The following is a 13653-nucleotide window of genomic DNA, read 5'->3' on the forward strand; positions in this document are numbered from 1 at the left end:
CGAGCGGCGCCTTGGCCGCCGCGCTGCCTGCATGTCCTTGTAAAGCTTCAGCAGCTCATCATTGCTGCGCTTCCGTGTCGTCGAACGGCTACGTGATGGTGCCTTCTTGGCGGTCGCTGCTGCATTCTTGCGCGTCGAGCTGGCACGCCGCGTTGTCTTAGCTGCTGGCTTTCTCGCTGCTGCTGACTTTGCGGCCGCAGGCTTCGCCGCTGCCGATTTCGCAGGTGCCTTACGGGCTGTCGATTTTGCTGCGGTTGATTTTGACGCTGTCGTCTTGGTCGAGCGTGATTTGGTCGTGCTCGCCTTTTTCGCGGATGCGGTGCTGCTACGCGTTGCCATGAAGTCCTCCCGAAACGGACTGGCTATTTTGAAGACATGCCGATGAGGTTCGGCTTTAGATTATTGGCGGTAGAGGTACGTGAAATACCGTTTTAGGGCAAACCGTTTTCACCCCTTAGGCGCTGCAACATTGCATGTTGGAACGTAAGAAACATTGATGTGAATCAACTGGTTCTATGATGTTGAGACAGTGCGTAAGGAAATTTCGTCGGCCCGCGCAAAAGCTTGATGCAAGGATGCAATCAATCTGCGCCAACGATAACGCGGTCGCTTGGCCCGGCATAATGAAGCACGCTTCGAATGCGCTCTTCTAATAGGTCAGGGTCCAAACTCTCATCCCTAAGCAGGGCAGCACGATGGGCTAATGCGGTGCGTTCAGCGCGCAATTCCTCACGCTCAATATCCAGCGCGGCGACATCCGTTTGTAGGTCCACCATAGCGCTGAAACCACTGTCACCCTGGATGGCGTGATAACCGAAATAACCAATCAAGGCGGATCCGATGATCGTCTGCAGCATGACACGCAGACGCCCCCGCCAACGGGTTGGCGGTGCCGGGTCGTGATGGTGTGGATGCGTGCTCATGACCCCATGGAATCATGCCATCGGCCAGGCGTCAACGCGCGCGCGAATCAGGCATGCGAATCGGCTTCATTTGGATCGAAATGTTACCCGCCGAACACGGCTTTACCGGGATAGATCGCCGCTGGACCCAACGTCTCTTCGATGCGGAGCAGCTGATTGTACTTCGCCGTCCGGTCTGAGCGTGAGAGCGAGCCGGTTTTGATCTGACCACAATTGGTGGCAACAGCCAGGTCGGCGATGGTGCTGTCCTCCGTCTCACCAGAGCGGTGGGACATCACTGCGGTGAAGCCAGCCTTGTGAGCCATCTCAACTGCCTCAAGCGTCTCGGTCAGGCTACCGATTTGATTCACCTTAACCAGGATCGAATTGGCCGAACCTTTGGCAATGCCGTCAGACAGGCGCGCGGGGTTGGTGACAAAGAGATCATCACCAACCAGCTGGCACTTATCGCCGATGCTGTCGGTCAGCAGCTTCCAACCATCCCAATCATCCTCGGCCATGCCATCCTCAATGGAGACGATGGGGAACTTGCCAACCAGTGCGGCCCAGTAATCAACCATACCGGCCGGGTCCAGGGTTTTGCCCTCACCCGCCAACTCATACTTGCCGTCTTTGAAGAACTCGGTGGAGGCAGCATCAAGCGCCAGCGCTACATCTTCTTCCGGGCGGTAACCGGCCTGCTCAACAGCCTTCAGCACGTAGCCAATCGCGTCTTCAGTGGAGGCAACGTTGGGGGCGAAGCCTCCTTCATCACCAACATTGGTGGCGAGGCCGTCAGCTGACAGAAGCTTCTTCAGGTGGTGGAAAATCTCTGCACCCATACGCACCGCTTCCGCGATGTTCGGCGCGCTTACTGGCATCACCATGAATTCCTGCACATCGACAGGGTTATCGGCATGAGCGCCGCCATTGATGATGTTCATCATCGGCACAGGCATGGTGCGTGCACCCGCACCGCCAACATACTTGTAGAGTGGCAGGCCTGCGTCTTCAGCAGCGGCCTTTGCGACCGCCAGGCTGACGCCCAGGATGGCATTGGCGCCGAGGCGTGCCTTGTTATCCGTACCATCGAGGGCAATCATCATGCCATCGATCAGGATCTGCTCATCCGCTTCCATGCCAAGCAGCGTGTCTTGGATTTCACCATTCACTGCCTCAACGGCATTTTGCACGCCCTTACCGAGATAACGGCCCTTATCAGCATCTCGCAGCTCAACCGCCTCATGCGTGCCAGTGGAGGCACCGGACGGCACGGCGGCCCGGCCCATTGCACCAGTTTCCAAGGTGACATCGACTTCAACCGTCGGATTACCACGGCTATCTAGAATCTCGCGGGCGTGGATATCGACAATGGCGCTCATTTTGGCTCTCGCTGCGGTTGATTTGTTGTTATCTGGTGTGCCTATTTGGCGAGGTGGTGATAGGCGGTTTCGCACGGGCAATCAAGCAGCACCGGGGCGATGCTAAACTATTGGTTTGCTATGCAGTTGGTTTGACCTTTGGCCAATCGTACAAGCTTCAGAAATCTCTCAAAGTTCAGGGACCGTGCCGCCACCGTCATCAAAGACGTTGAGCGACCCAGTATGGGTGCCGGTCTGCGTGAGCTTGGTAAGCGTCTTGGCTATGCCTTTAGCCTTCTATTCACCGAGAAGGAACTTATCGTCTTCGCGCTGGCGCAATGGCTGGTGATTGCGGGCTTTTACCTGATCTGGGTTCTGGGCGTCGGCTTCATGCCGCAAGAGATGTTTGAGGAGGCAACGAAGGAAGGAACCTCACCAGGTGAGATCCTGTTCACCCTCTGGTGCATCTTCTGCATCTTAGCTGCCACGCTGCCACTAGGGATTTTGACTGGCTGCATGGTGGCGGTGCACTTCTTAAGGCGACATACCGGGCGGTCAACAATCCCCCAATGCCTTGGCCTTGTCTGGCGTCGCCCCTTTGCGATCTGGTTCTACAGTTTTGCCGATGGCTATATCACCGCTGGTCGGATCCTGGATCGTTTGCCGAAAAGTGATGATGACACCACCCCTGCTCAGCGGGCGATTGCTGAAATAGCCTACTATGCCTGGAAGGTTGCCTCCGCTGGCATGATGCCGAGCCTGGTTCTTGGTAACTCCCTACTCGCTAGCTTTAAGCACTCACTCCGCCTCATCCGGGACAATGGTTATGAGGTGATGGCCCTTCGCGCTGGATACTCTGCTCTGTGTTGGATCGTCGGCATTTTGGCCTATGGGGGTGCGCTTGTGATCTTTCTTTACGCTGATCCGATTGCCGGTGAATTGGATGACGTCAGTGAATTTGTGCATGCGTTAGTGATTGCCGGGGTGCCGTTGATCATTGCCGCGGGCATCGTTCAGGTATTCATCCGCCCGTTCTATTTGATCGCGCTTTGCGATGTGTATTCCGACTATCTTGAGAAGAATGACCTGAAGCCAAGGCTGGAGCGTAAGCCGCTCGGCATCGCAGAAACTCTCGTGGCGGGTCTGACCATTGGTGCCCTATTCGGTGGCATCGTGATCTTCGCTGATCAGCTGGGCCTAGAGATCATCACAACGACCATCCGGGATACCGTCGGCAGCCTACAGGATAGGTAGTCGAAATCACCCATTTGGGCTTTCAAAAGTTGGGCGCAGGGTACCGCTTACACGTCAGCTCGCTTTTCTCCCAACCCGCTATGACACAGCCGCCCCGAACATCGGAAACTGCCGCCCTGCTGGGCGAACTCCGCCGTGATGGCTATGGGCAAAGCGCCCATGACGCCACGATTGCGAGTGTCGCGAGTGCGCCTGCTGGTCTGTCGCTTCGTGGTGTTATCAGCCATGCTAGCTGGACCAATCCAAATGGCGAGCCCATCACCCTGAGCGCCAAAGATAGCTATTTACACGACCTGCCCCGGGCCCAAGCGCGGGCCATTGTGGCGGTTCAGGATGTGGTGGCCAAACGCCCCCTGGGTCGAGCGCTTTTGAAGACGGCCCGCAGCGGCGGCGTAGACTTTGACTTTGCCCGCCTGCAGGCCGATGCCATCGCTAGCTATGATCACGGCATCCGACGGCAATCATTTAACAGCAGCGATCCCCTGCCCGCTGACCCCGATGTGTTCATTGGTGCCGCGGCAAACTCTACCGCGCATGAACTGACCCATTGCCAGCAGCTAGCCAAACTGGGCGAACAGCTGCGTCAGCTTCCAGACAGTGTTGATGACCTAACCATCCAATTGGACCATCGCATTTTGGCCAATCGCCATTTGGAAGCTGCTGCCAATGCGGTCGCGATCCAGATTGCGTTTGATAATAAGCAAGCCGGTGATGATCGGATGTGGTCGGCGATGGAACGGTCCGGCGGTGACCAGCATCAGAAGATCGCCTTCGAAGCGGCTGTGATGGCCGACCCCGCTGCGGCCCATGACGGCCGGGCTCGACGCGCTGCCCATGACGCGTTCTTCGACCTTACTGGCTATATCGGCCAATACGATGATCAGCTGATCAAGATGACAGCCGAGGCTCTGATTAGGATCGCTGAGCGACAGTTTATTCCGCAGGACGATATGGGTGATCGGATGCGGGTTCGATCCCTAAGTCGTTGGGAACATTCGGTTGATGAGTTGGCGATGCTAGGTGATATGCCCGACGGGGTTAATCACCTGACCCTGCCAGGCCAACTCACTTTGAATGATGAGAAATATGCGGGCCCAACAACGGAGCAGCGGGCCGGTCAGGTTATGTATCTCATCGGCCTGACTGAGCAGATGCGCATTCAAGAGATCGTCACACCCGACGCGCTAGAGCGATTTCAGAATGTTGAAAGCCGCACGGAAGCCGCAGACTTACTGTCAAAGTTCGCGCCGGTCAGGCACTCAAGCGTCGATCTGAAGCGGTGGCGGAGCAAGGCTGAGCCGGAAGCACCAGAACCGGCAATGGTGCCAGCACCAGCTGCCTGAGCTTACGCTGCTTTAACGACGCGATCCAAATCTTGAAGCTTTGAGAGCAACGGCTCCATTTCATCCAATGGCACCATATTAGGCCCATCGGATGGTGCATTATCGGGATCCTGGTGCGTCTCAACAAACAGCGCACCAACACCAACAGCCACCGCCGCACGGGACAGCACCGGTACAAACTCACGTTGGCCGCCAGAGGACGTGCCTTTACCACCTGGCTGCTGAACCGAATGGGTTGCGTCAAAGACAACCGGGTAGCCCGTTTCAGCCATGGTTGGGAGCGAGCGCATATCCGAGACTAGGGTATTGTAGCCAAAGCTGGCGCCCCGCTCGGTCAGCAGGATGTTGTGGTTGCCGGTGGCTGCGATTTTGGCAGCCACATTGCCCATATCCCAAGGGGCCAGAAACTGCCCCTTCTTCACATTGATCACGGCACCGGTCTCACCAGCTGCGAGCAACAGGTCGGTCTGCCGGCACAGGAAGGCTGGGATTTGCATCACATCAACAACAGCAGCGACAGGCTCACATTGCTCTGGCCCGTGAATGTCAGTCAGCACCGGCACCTCAAGCTCTTTACGAAGCTCTGCGAGGATCGGTAGGCCTTTATCAAGGCCAACACCACGCTTACCCGACACCGAGGTGCGGTTCGCCTTATCGAAGGACGTCTTATAGATGAACGGAATGCCGAGACGCGCCGTTAGCTCTTTCAGCGCGCCCGCCATGTCGAAGGCATGATCCCGGCTCTCAAGCTGGCATGGGCCAGCAATAAGCGTAAATGGACGATCATTGGCGATCTCAATATCGCCGACTTTAACAACGCGTTGCTGTACGGGCATTAGACCAACCGGCTCTGCTGGATGGCGGCATCGACGAAGCTGGTGAACAGCGGATGCGGCTCAAACGGGCGGGACTTTAGCTCTGGGTGGAACTGTACGCCAATAAACCAAGGGTGATCCGGCAGCTCGATGATTTCTGGCAGCTGACCATCTGGTGACAGGCCCGAGAAGCGAACGCCCACATCTTCCAACTGTTCTTTGAAGTGGATGTTCACTTCATAGCGGTGGCGGTGACGTTCTTCGATCCGTTCGTCACCATAGATTTCCTGAACCTTTGAGCCTGGCAGCAGATCGCAAGGATAGGCACCAAGGCGCATGGTACCGCCCATTGGGCTGGCACTGTTGCGGCGTTCAACGGCCCCTGCCCGTTCCCATTCGGTCATCAGGCCGACAACCGGGTTCTCAAGCGGACCAAATTCGGACGAGCCAGCACTGTTGATGCCCGCCTTGTTACGCGCGGCCTCAATGATGGCCATTTGCATACCGAAGCAGATGCCGAAGTAAGGAATATTGTGTTCCCGGGCGAACTTCGCCGCCTCGATCTTACCCTCGGCACCACGCTCACCAAAGCCACCGGGGGCCAAGATGCCATGCACACCTTCAAGCTGTTGGACGGCGTCATCCCGCTCGAAGATCTGGCTGTCCATCCACTCAACTTTGACCTTCACATTGTTGGCAATGCCGCCATGGTCGAGGGCCTCATTCAGGGACTTATAGGCATCAAGCAGTGACGTGTATTTGCCGACGACGGCGATCTTCACTTCGCCCTCTGGCTGGCGCACCCGCTCAACCACCTGTTCCCAACGACTAAGGTCCGGTGGCGGGGCATCGATCTCAAAATACTTCAGCACCTCATCATCGAGGCCCTGCTCGTGATAGGTCATCGGTACGGCGTAGATGGTGTCGACATCGCGCGCCTCAATCACCCGCTCACGGCGAATGTTACAGAACAGTGCGATCTTGCGGCGCTCGCTCTCAGGGATTGGTTGCTCACAACGGCAGATCAGGATCTGTGGCTGAATACCAACTGATAGCAGTTCTTTCACTGAGTGCTGTGTAGGTTTGGTTTTCAGCTCACCGGCGGCCGCCAGATACGGGACCAGGGTCGCGTGAATAAACAAGGCATTCTCTGGCCCGATCTCGTTACCAAACTGGCGAATGGCTTCCAGGAACGGCAGGCCCTCAATATCGCCGACGGTGCCGCCAATCTCACAGATGATGAAGTCTTCATCCGAAGTGCCGGAGCCGATAAACGCCTTAATCGCGTCGGTCACATGTGGAATGACCTGAACGGTGGCACCCAGATAGTCACCGCGCCGTTCCTTGGCGATCACCTCTGAATAGATGCGACCGGTGGTGATGTTATCGCCCTGACGAGCAGACACGCCGGTGAAGCGCTCATAGTGGCCAAGGTCGAGATCGGTTTCAGCACCATCATCGGTCACGAACACCTCACCATGCTGGTAAGGGCTCATCGTGCCTGGATCGACGTTCAGGTAGGGATCCAGCTTGCGGATCCGGACTTTAAAGCCACGGGACTGGAGCAAGGCAGCAAGTGCCGCAGCACCAAGACCTTTACCAAGTGAAGAGACCACCCCACCCGTCACAAAAATGAACCTGGCCATGGTGTATCGCTCTTTCTCTAGCTACGGGGCGTTCGGGCTTAAATCTGGTACTTACTCTGAGAGTGGGACTTCAGGGCCGGCATCGACCGCTGGTTCAGTGTCCTCTGGAGGCTCGATGGCTGCTGGGTCATCGGTGCGAATGTCATTGAACACCTCCGCACCTTCAATTTGGTCCAGGAAGTCGGTGTCCTGACCATCAGAGGCGATGATCGCGAGCAGTAGGCTGGTTGCCATAAAGGAGGCCGCGAGAATTGCGGTCGTGCGGGTCAGGAAGTTGGCTGTGCCGCGTGCGGACATCATGCCGCCAAAACCTGCACCGGCCGAGCTACCACCGCCGCCGCCGATACCAAGGCCGCCACCTTCTGAGCGCTGCAACAGGATGACCCCGATGAGGGCCACGGCGAGCAGCAAATGAACGACAAGCAATACGGTTTCCATAACAACACCTGACGGGCCCTTCTTCGTGGGCCGTTTTACATAGAGACGCTTTGTAAGGCTGAACCGACAAAATAGTGATTTCGTCGACAGACGCCAGCGATGTTTTTGCCCTGCATCAAATCAGCTCAAAAACACCGCGCGATTAGCTAGCTGGAAGCAACCCCAGCCGCCGCTGTGAGGATGCCCAAAAAGTCCTCTGCCTTCAGGCTGGCACCACCAACCAAGGCACCACCAACACCATTTAGCGGCAGGATTTCAGAAGCATTCCCAGGCTTAACCGACCCACCATAAAGAATGCGTGGCGCAGCTTTATCGCTGGTCGCACCCGCAGCGGCCTGAGCAATCACAGTGTGGATCGCTTCGATGTCATCATTTGATGGCGTGCGACCGGTGCCGATGGCCCAAACCGGCTCATAAGCAAGGATCACATCAGCCGATGTCAGGTCGGTTGGCATCGAACCCGCGATTTGTTTCTTCACAACAGCCTCGGCCTCACCGGCATCCCGTTCCGCTTCTGTCTCACCAATGCAGATGATTGGGGTTAGACCAGCAGCCAATGCGGCCTCAGCCTGCGCGCACACCATTTCATCAGTTTCGCCATGATCGGTTCTGCGCTCTGAGTGGCCAACGATTGCGTAGCTGGCACCGGCATCCGCAATCATGGCCGCCGCAACATCGCCGGTGTGCGCGCCCGTTTCAGCCGTATGGCAGGTCTGGGACCCAACGCCGATACCGCTGCCAGCGGCTGCCTTCACGACCGTGGTTAGATGCAGGCTGGTTGGGCACAGCACGACCTTCACCTGATCGTGATTAAAGCCATGCTGAATAGCCTGGGTCAGCTGGTCGGCCATGGCCATCGTGCCATGCATCTTCCAGTTACCGGCGATAAGAAAAGCGGGGTTGGCGGACGCCATTTGAACTACCTCTAACGAACGTGCATCGGCACGGGATGAAAAAAGTCGAAAACTCGCTGATTCCGGCAGGCTGAGCCGTTGCAAGCGTGGATATGCGCCCCTATTATCAGGTCAGCCGCATCGGGTCCAGGGGGAGCCGAGTGAGCGGCGGATTTTTCGAGCCCAATCGAGCCCACTTTTAGCCAGAGTTTGAGACCAAGACGCCATGCGTAAGTTGATGGAAAATCGGATCGGCCGAATCTTTGTGATCGTGCTGTTCAGCCTTATGGGTCTCAGCATGCTCAGCTTCGGTGTCACCGATTTCAGTATGGTTGGTAACAGCAATGCGGCGTTGGTGGGCGATTACAAGATCACGGCAGCAGAGCTTGATCAGACCTTCAACTTCGATTTGGCGGAAGAGCAGCGGAACACCGGTCAGTTTGTAAATCGGGTTCAAGCGCTGACTGAAGGCCGATTGGAAGAGACCCTCGCCCGCCTCATTCTTCGCCGCCAAATGCAGCAGGCTGCCACCGACTCGGAAGTGCTGATAACTGAAGAGGCCTTGGCCACCATCATCCGTAACAATGACGGTTTCCAGGATGAGGAAGGCAACTTTGATCGTGAGCGTTTTAACTTCATCGTCTACCAGGCGGGCCTAACGCCCGAAGCCTATGCCCAGCAGGTTAAGGCCAACATGACCCGTGGCCAGATGAGCCAGGCTGTCATCAGCGGTGTTCAAGCACCCAACCTGATGCTGGACGTGCTCACCGAATTTCAGGGCCGTACCCGGGATGTAAGCTACGTCACCCTGGGTGAGGCTGATGTACCGGTCGAGGGTGAGCCAACCGAAGAAGAGTTAAATGTTCTGTATGAACAGAACCTGGATGCGTTCCGCACGCCAGAGCGTCGGACCGTCAGCATCCTCAACTTTGGTCCCGCTGATGTTGCTGACCGTGTGACCGTCACGGATGAGCAGTTGCAGGCCGAATACAATCGCCAGATCGATAGCTTCCGCGTCGATGAACGGCGCCGGTTTGAACAAGCCCTGCTCGACAGTGCTGAACAGGCTGAACTTCTGCTAGCCGCCGCCACTGAGGGCAGCAGCCTTAGCGATATTGTCGCCGCCGCCTTCCCTGAGAATGCGCCCTTTGTCTCCGATGTCGATTGGGCAGAGCGCGAAACGCTGCTGCCAGAGATGGCTGATGTCATCTTTGAAATGCAGGTTGGTGAAATCTCAGAACCGATCGAAACGGATCTGGGCCTCCACATTGTTCGCCTTACCGGCAGTCAAGAAGCAGGCACCCGCCCCCTGGATGATGTTCGTGAGGCGTTGACCGAGCAGGTTCAGCGGCGCAATGCAGCAGACGCCCTCTTCGACTTCTCCGCTGAGGTTGATCAGGCGCTCATTGACGAGCAGCCCTTTGAAGAGATTGCGGAGACCCTAAAGATCAATCTGATCACTTTAGATGGCCTCGCCGAGGACGCGACCCTGCCGGTGGGCACCGCAACCCCAGCCTTTGGCCTGTCCATTGTTGCTGAGGAAGCATTCTACCTTGAGCCTGGGGAAGTTAGCCCACTGTTTGAGAGCAGTAATGGTGGCTACCTCGCCGTTCGCCTCGACAGCGTTACACCGGCCAATACACAGCCAAAGGAAGAGGTTCAGACCCAACTGACCGGCCTTTGGGAGCTGATTGAGCGCCGCCGTGTGGCTGCTGATCTGGCCGCCAAACTTGATGAAGCAGCGCGTGACGGCGCCGAATGGAATGATGCGCTGACTGAGCTTGGCCTCGACCCAGAGCAGGTCACCGTGCAACAGGTCCAACAGTTGAGCCGAGCCGACCGCAACACCGCTATTGCCCCGGCCATTTTGCGTGGGATCTTTGACCTGACTGAACCGGGTGACACTGACCGTCTTCGAATTGGTGACCGCTGGGTGGTTATCCGCATCGAGGGCGTGGCCAGTGAGGCTGTTGATCCAGTGCAGATTCAGGAGATGCGGGTTGATCTCGCAGAAACCCTGTCACTTGACCTGCTATCCCAATATCAGCGGGTTTTGGATCAGCGCTATCCGGCACGGATCAATTACAATGTGCTGAACAGCTTCCACACGCCAGAGTCCGGTGGCTCGATCCCTGCCCATGGCGGTTATTGATCGCAATCTGATCCGAATTGGCGTTTAACAACGCGCGCTGGGTTGGCGGCTATGCTGCCTACCCGTCATTTTTCTCTGCCTTAGGCTGGAAGCCCCATCTCGTGTCGATCCAACCAGACTTTGATACCGTCGCCTCGCAATATCAGCCTGATGGGCCTGCGACGCTGCTCTGGACCAGGATGATTGCCGATCTCGAGACACCGGTATCTGCGTTCCTGAAACTGGCCGATGGCGAGCCCCATTGCTGTCTCTTTGAGTCTGTTGAGGGCGGGGCCAATATTGGCCGCTACTCAATCATTGCGCTGCGCCCCGATCTGATCTGGCGTGCCCGGGATCTAAAGCCAGAGATCAATCGCGGCCCCCATCTCGGTGAGACGAAGTTTGACGCCGATGAACGGCCCGCGCTTGAGAGCTTGCGTGTCATCCTGGCCGAAAGCCGGATTGAGCCACCGCCAGGCCTGCCGCCGATGACCGCTGGCGGTCTGTTTGGCTATCTTGGCTATGACATGGTGCGGGTGGTTGAGGATATTCCGAATGATAATCCCGACCCGCTGAACCTGGATGACGCGGTGATGATGCGGCCAACGCTGATTGCTGTGTTCGACAATATCGATCGCACCATCACTATCGCGACACCCTTGCGGCCATCCACCGATGTGCCCGCCCGCGCCGCCTATGATGCCGCTGCCGAGCGACTGCAAACAGCACTGAAACTGCTGCGCCGATCACCACCGGCGCCCAACCCAATCATGGGTAACGAAACCGGCGAAGTGGAGCCTGTCTCAAATACCGGGCAGGACGCTTACAAGGCCGCCGTTGATAAGGCGAAGGAATACATCCTGGCCGGTGATGCCTTCCAGATCGTGCCATCTCAACGGTTCTCTGCCCCCTTCCCACTCCCGCCCTTTGATCTGTACCGCGCACTCCGCCGGTTAAACCCATCACCGTTTCTATTCTATGTACGGTTGGGTGAGCTAAGCATTGTTGGATCAAGCCCTGAGATCTTGGTTCGGGTTCGTGATGGCAAGGTCACGATCCGCCCACTAGCAGGCACACGCCCACGGGGTGGGACACCGAAAGAGGACAAGGCCCTGGCCGATGACCTCCTGGCGGATCCGAAGGAGCTATCGGAGCATCTGATGCTGCTTGATCTTGGGCGCAACGACGTTGGCAGGGTTGCCGAAATCGGCAGTGTTCAGGTCACCGAGCAGATGGTGATTGAGTACTACTCTCACGTCATGCACATCGTCTCGAATGTTGAGGGCACGCTGCGTAGTGACCTCGATCCGTTCGATGCCCTAATGGCCGGCTTCCCAGCCGGTACGGTTAGCGGTGCCCCAAAGGTTCGAGCGATGGAGATCATCGACGAACTTGAGGTTGCCCGGCGCGGTATCTATGCCGGATGCGTTGGCTATTTCGGTGCCGATGGCAGCATGGATAATTGTATCGCCCTCCGCACCGCTGTGCTGAAGAATGGCATGATGCACGTCCAGGCTGGCGCTGGTGTGGTTGCGGATAGCGATCCGCAGAAAGAGTATGATGAGACGGTGAACAAGGCCCGCGCCCTGTTCCGGGCCGCTGATGAAGCGCTCTCCATCGCTCGTAACGCTTAACGCGTCAGCTATTCGGCCCGCGCCGCAACCTGTTCTTCAGTCTTAGCTGAACGCATCGCCGCGATTGTTGAGATCGGTACCAATTGGAAACCACGCTCTTCCAGTGTCGGCAGCCACTCATCCAGGGCTTCCAAGGTTTCCCGGTGCGGATGACCAATACCGACCGCTGTACCCACATGGCGGGCAACCGCTTCTAACTGGCGAAGGCTACGTCGGATGGCTGCGGGCTCGATCTCATGATCTAGAAATACACTGCGGCGCGCTGCTGGCATGCCGAGGCTTTCGGCAAGATCGCCAGCCACACTCTTGGGCGAGGTTTGGCTATCGAGGAACATCAGCCCCCGGCGCTTCAGCTCGGTAAGCACCGTCATCATCGATTGGGTATCACTCGTGAAGCGGCTACCCATATGGTTATTGATCCCGACATAACCGTCGAACTTGCCGAGCGCCTGGCGCAACCGGCGAAGCACCTCATCCTTAGGCAAATCAACGGTAAGGGCCCGTGGGCCAGGATCCTGTTTGGCATCCAGGGGCTGCATCGGTACATGGACTAACAGCTCATGGCCCAGGCGTCGGGCCCGGTTGGTTTGCTGCTCCAGATTGCCGGCATATGGCAGGAACGCGAGCGTCATCGGCGCTGGCAGCTCCATGGTCCGCTCGGTCCTGGTTCTACTCAAGCCCAGATCATCGATGACAATCGCAATTTTGGGGCGATTACTATCAAGGGCGACCGGCACTGCATATCGCTGCCAGGCAGGTGTCAGCTCAACCGCCGGCGGCGTAATCACCGCAACATCTAGCTTCTCAGCAGGGACAGCGGCTGCTGGCTTGGCCTCAACCGGCGCCGGGATCACCGGTTGAACCGATGGTGCCTCAACTGTCGCCACTGACAATGGCTCTGGCTTAGCAGCCGGAGGTTCGGGATCCACTGCTAACGCAACCTCTTCGGGTGAGCTGCTAGGTGTTTCAACCGGTGCTGCGGTAACAGAAAGTGGGCGGAGGTCGATGATCGGTACAACGACACGTTTAGCGTCCCGGTCGCTGGCGATATCCCGTGCCTGACTGCCGTTGCCCATAACCAATGCACCGGTTGCCACAACGGCAACGCCAACCATCAGCATCAACGTCAAACGACGCCAGGACAGGTTGATGGATGTTGCCTCAGGCAGGTGCAAGGGGGCCATAGCGGGCTCTTCAGCCAAATACATACAGATATGTGAGGGTCTTACGGGATCA

12 protein-coding genes are annotated in these 13653 nt (G+C 57.3%); 4 read left to right on the forward strand and 8 right to left on the reverse strand.

Annotation, left to right across the window (positions count from 1 at the left end; all coding sequences use genetic code 11):
• The 3 genes from KI792_14650 to eno form a co-directional block, all read right to left on the reverse strand.
• On the reverse strand, positions 1-339 hold a 339-nt coding region (locus KI792_14650), incomplete at its 3' end, for a hypothetical protein (GenBank protein ID MBV6634262.1).
• Positions 340-581: 242 nt separating this feature from the next.
• The gene (locus tag KI792_14655; GenBank protein MBV6634263.1) at positions 582-857 is read right to left on the reverse strand and encodes a septum formation initiator family protein; all 276 of its coding nucleotides are present in this window, start codon (positions 855-857) and stop codon (positions 582-584) included.
• 149 nt (positions 858-1006) lie between these two features.
• Positions 1007-2284 carry a phosphopyruvate hydratase gene (eno, locus tag KI792_14660; GenBank protein ID MBV6634264.1) on the reverse strand — a complete coding sequence of 426 codons (1278 nt, stop codon included), beginning with the start codon at positions 2282-2284 and terminating at the stop codon, positions 1007-1009.
• A 138-nt stretch (positions 2285-2422) separates the two neighbouring features.
• On the opposite strand from eno, the gene KI792_14665 reads away from it, so the two are divergent.
• Positions 2423-3517, forward strand: coding sequence for a hypothetical protein (locus tag KI792_14665; protein MBV6634265.1), 1095 nt, complete (start codon positions 2423-2425; stop codon positions 3515-3517).
• 80 nt (positions 3518-3597) lie between these two features.
• Positions 3598-4860 carry a hypothetical protein gene (locus KI792_14670; GenBank protein ID MBV6634266.1) on the forward strand — a complete coding sequence of 421 codons (1263 nt, stop codon included), beginning with the start codon at positions 3598-3600 and terminating at the stop codon, positions 4858-4860.
• 2 nt (positions 4861-4862) lie between these two features.
• On the opposite strand, the gene kdsA is transcribed toward KI792_14670, so the two are convergent.
• From kdsA to tpiA, 4 genes are all read right to left on the reverse strand, one after another.
• Positions 4863-5696, reverse strand: a complete 834-nt coding sequence (gene kdsA / locus KI792_14675) for a 3-deoxy-8-phosphooctulonate synthase (protein MBV6634267.1) — start codon at positions 5694-5696, stop codon at positions 4863-4865.
• Positions 5696-7321, reverse strand: coding sequence for a CTP synthase (locus KI792_14680; GenBank protein MBV6634268.1), 1626 nt, complete (start codon positions 7319-7321; stop codon positions 5696-5698). The genes kdsA and KI792_14680 overlap by 1 nt, the downstream gene beginning before the upstream one ends.
• 51 nt (positions 7322-7372) lie before the next feature.
• Positions 7373-7759, reverse strand: coding sequence for a preprotein translocase subunit SecG (gene secG / locus KI792_14685; protein ID MBV6634269.1), 387 nt, complete (start codon positions 7757-7759; stop codon positions 7373-7375).
• Positions 7760-7905: 146 nt separating this feature from the next.
• On the reverse strand, positions 7906-8673 hold the full coding sequence (gene tpiA / locus KI792_14690; GenBank protein ID MBV6634270.1) for a triose-phosphate isomerase: 768 nt from the start codon (positions 8671-8673) through the stop codon (positions 7906-7908).
• 205 nt (positions 8674-8878) lie between these two features.
• Between tpiA and KI792_14695 the strand changes: the two genes are divergently transcribed.
• Together KI792_14695 and trpE are read left to right on the forward strand one after the other, a co-directional pair.
• The gene (locus tag KI792_14695) at positions 8879-10804 is read left to right on the forward strand and encodes a peptidyl-prolyl cis-trans isomerase (protein ID MBV6634271.1); all 1926 of its coding nucleotides are present in this window, start codon (positions 8879-8881) and stop codon (positions 10802-10804) included.
• Between the two features lie 179 nt (positions 10805-10983).
• Positions 10984-12417: an anthranilate synthase component I gene (gene trpE, locus KI792_14700; GenBank protein ID MBV6634272.1), complete on the forward strand. Its 1434-nt coding sequence runs from the start codon at positions 10984-10986 to the stop codon at positions 12415-12417.
• Positions 12418-12425: 8 nt separating this feature from the next.
• Here the strand turns inward: trpE and KI792_14705 are convergent.
• A partial coding sequence (locus KI792_14705) for a divergent polysaccharide deacetylase family protein (GenBank protein MBV6634273.1) occupies positions 12426-13653 on the reverse strand: 1228 nt, incomplete at its 5' end.

The sequence above is a fragment of the Alphaproteobacteria bacterium SS10 genome (genome assembly GCA_019192455.1).
Classification (GTDB): Bacteria; Pseudomonadota; Alphaproteobacteria; order TMED2; family TMED2; genus TMED2.

Excerpts from the sequence above, each read along its gene's own strand:
- KI792_14655 (MBV6634263.1), bottom strand. The coding sequence starts at position 857 with ATGCTGCAGACGATCATCGGATCCGCCTTGATTGGTTATTTCGGTTAT.
- eno (MBV6634264.1), bottom strand. The coding sequence starts at position 2,284 with ATGAGCGCCATTGTCGATATCCACGCCCGCGAGATTCTAGATAGCCGT.
- KI792_14670 (MBV6634266.1), top strand. The coding sequence starts at position 3,598 with ATGACACAGCCGCCCCGAACATCGGAAACTGCCGCCCTGCTGGGCGAA.
- kdsA (MBV6634267.1), bottom strand. The coding sequence starts at position 5,696 with ATGCCCGTACAGCAACGCGTTGTTAAAGTCGGCGATATTGAGATCGCC.
- KI792_14680 (MBV6634268.1), bottom strand. The coding sequence starts at position 7,321 with ATGGCCAGGTTCATTTTTGTGACGGGTGGGGTGGTCTCTTCACTTGGT.
- secG (MBV6634269.1), bottom strand. The coding sequence starts at position 7,759 with ATGGAAACCGTATTGCTTGTCGTTCATTTGCTGCTCGCCGTGGCCCTC.
- tpiA (MBV6634270.1), bottom strand. The coding sequence starts at position 8,673 with ATGGCGTCCGCCAACCCCGCTTTTCTTATCGCCGGTAACTGGAAGATG.
- KI792_14695 (MBV6634271.1), top strand. The coding sequence starts at position 8,879 with ATGCGTAAGTTGATGGAAAATCGGATCGGCCGAATCTTTGTGATCGTG.
- trpE (MBV6634272.1), top strand. The coding sequence starts at position 10,984 with ATGATTGCCGATCTCGAGACACCGGTATCTGCGTTCCTGAAACTGGCC.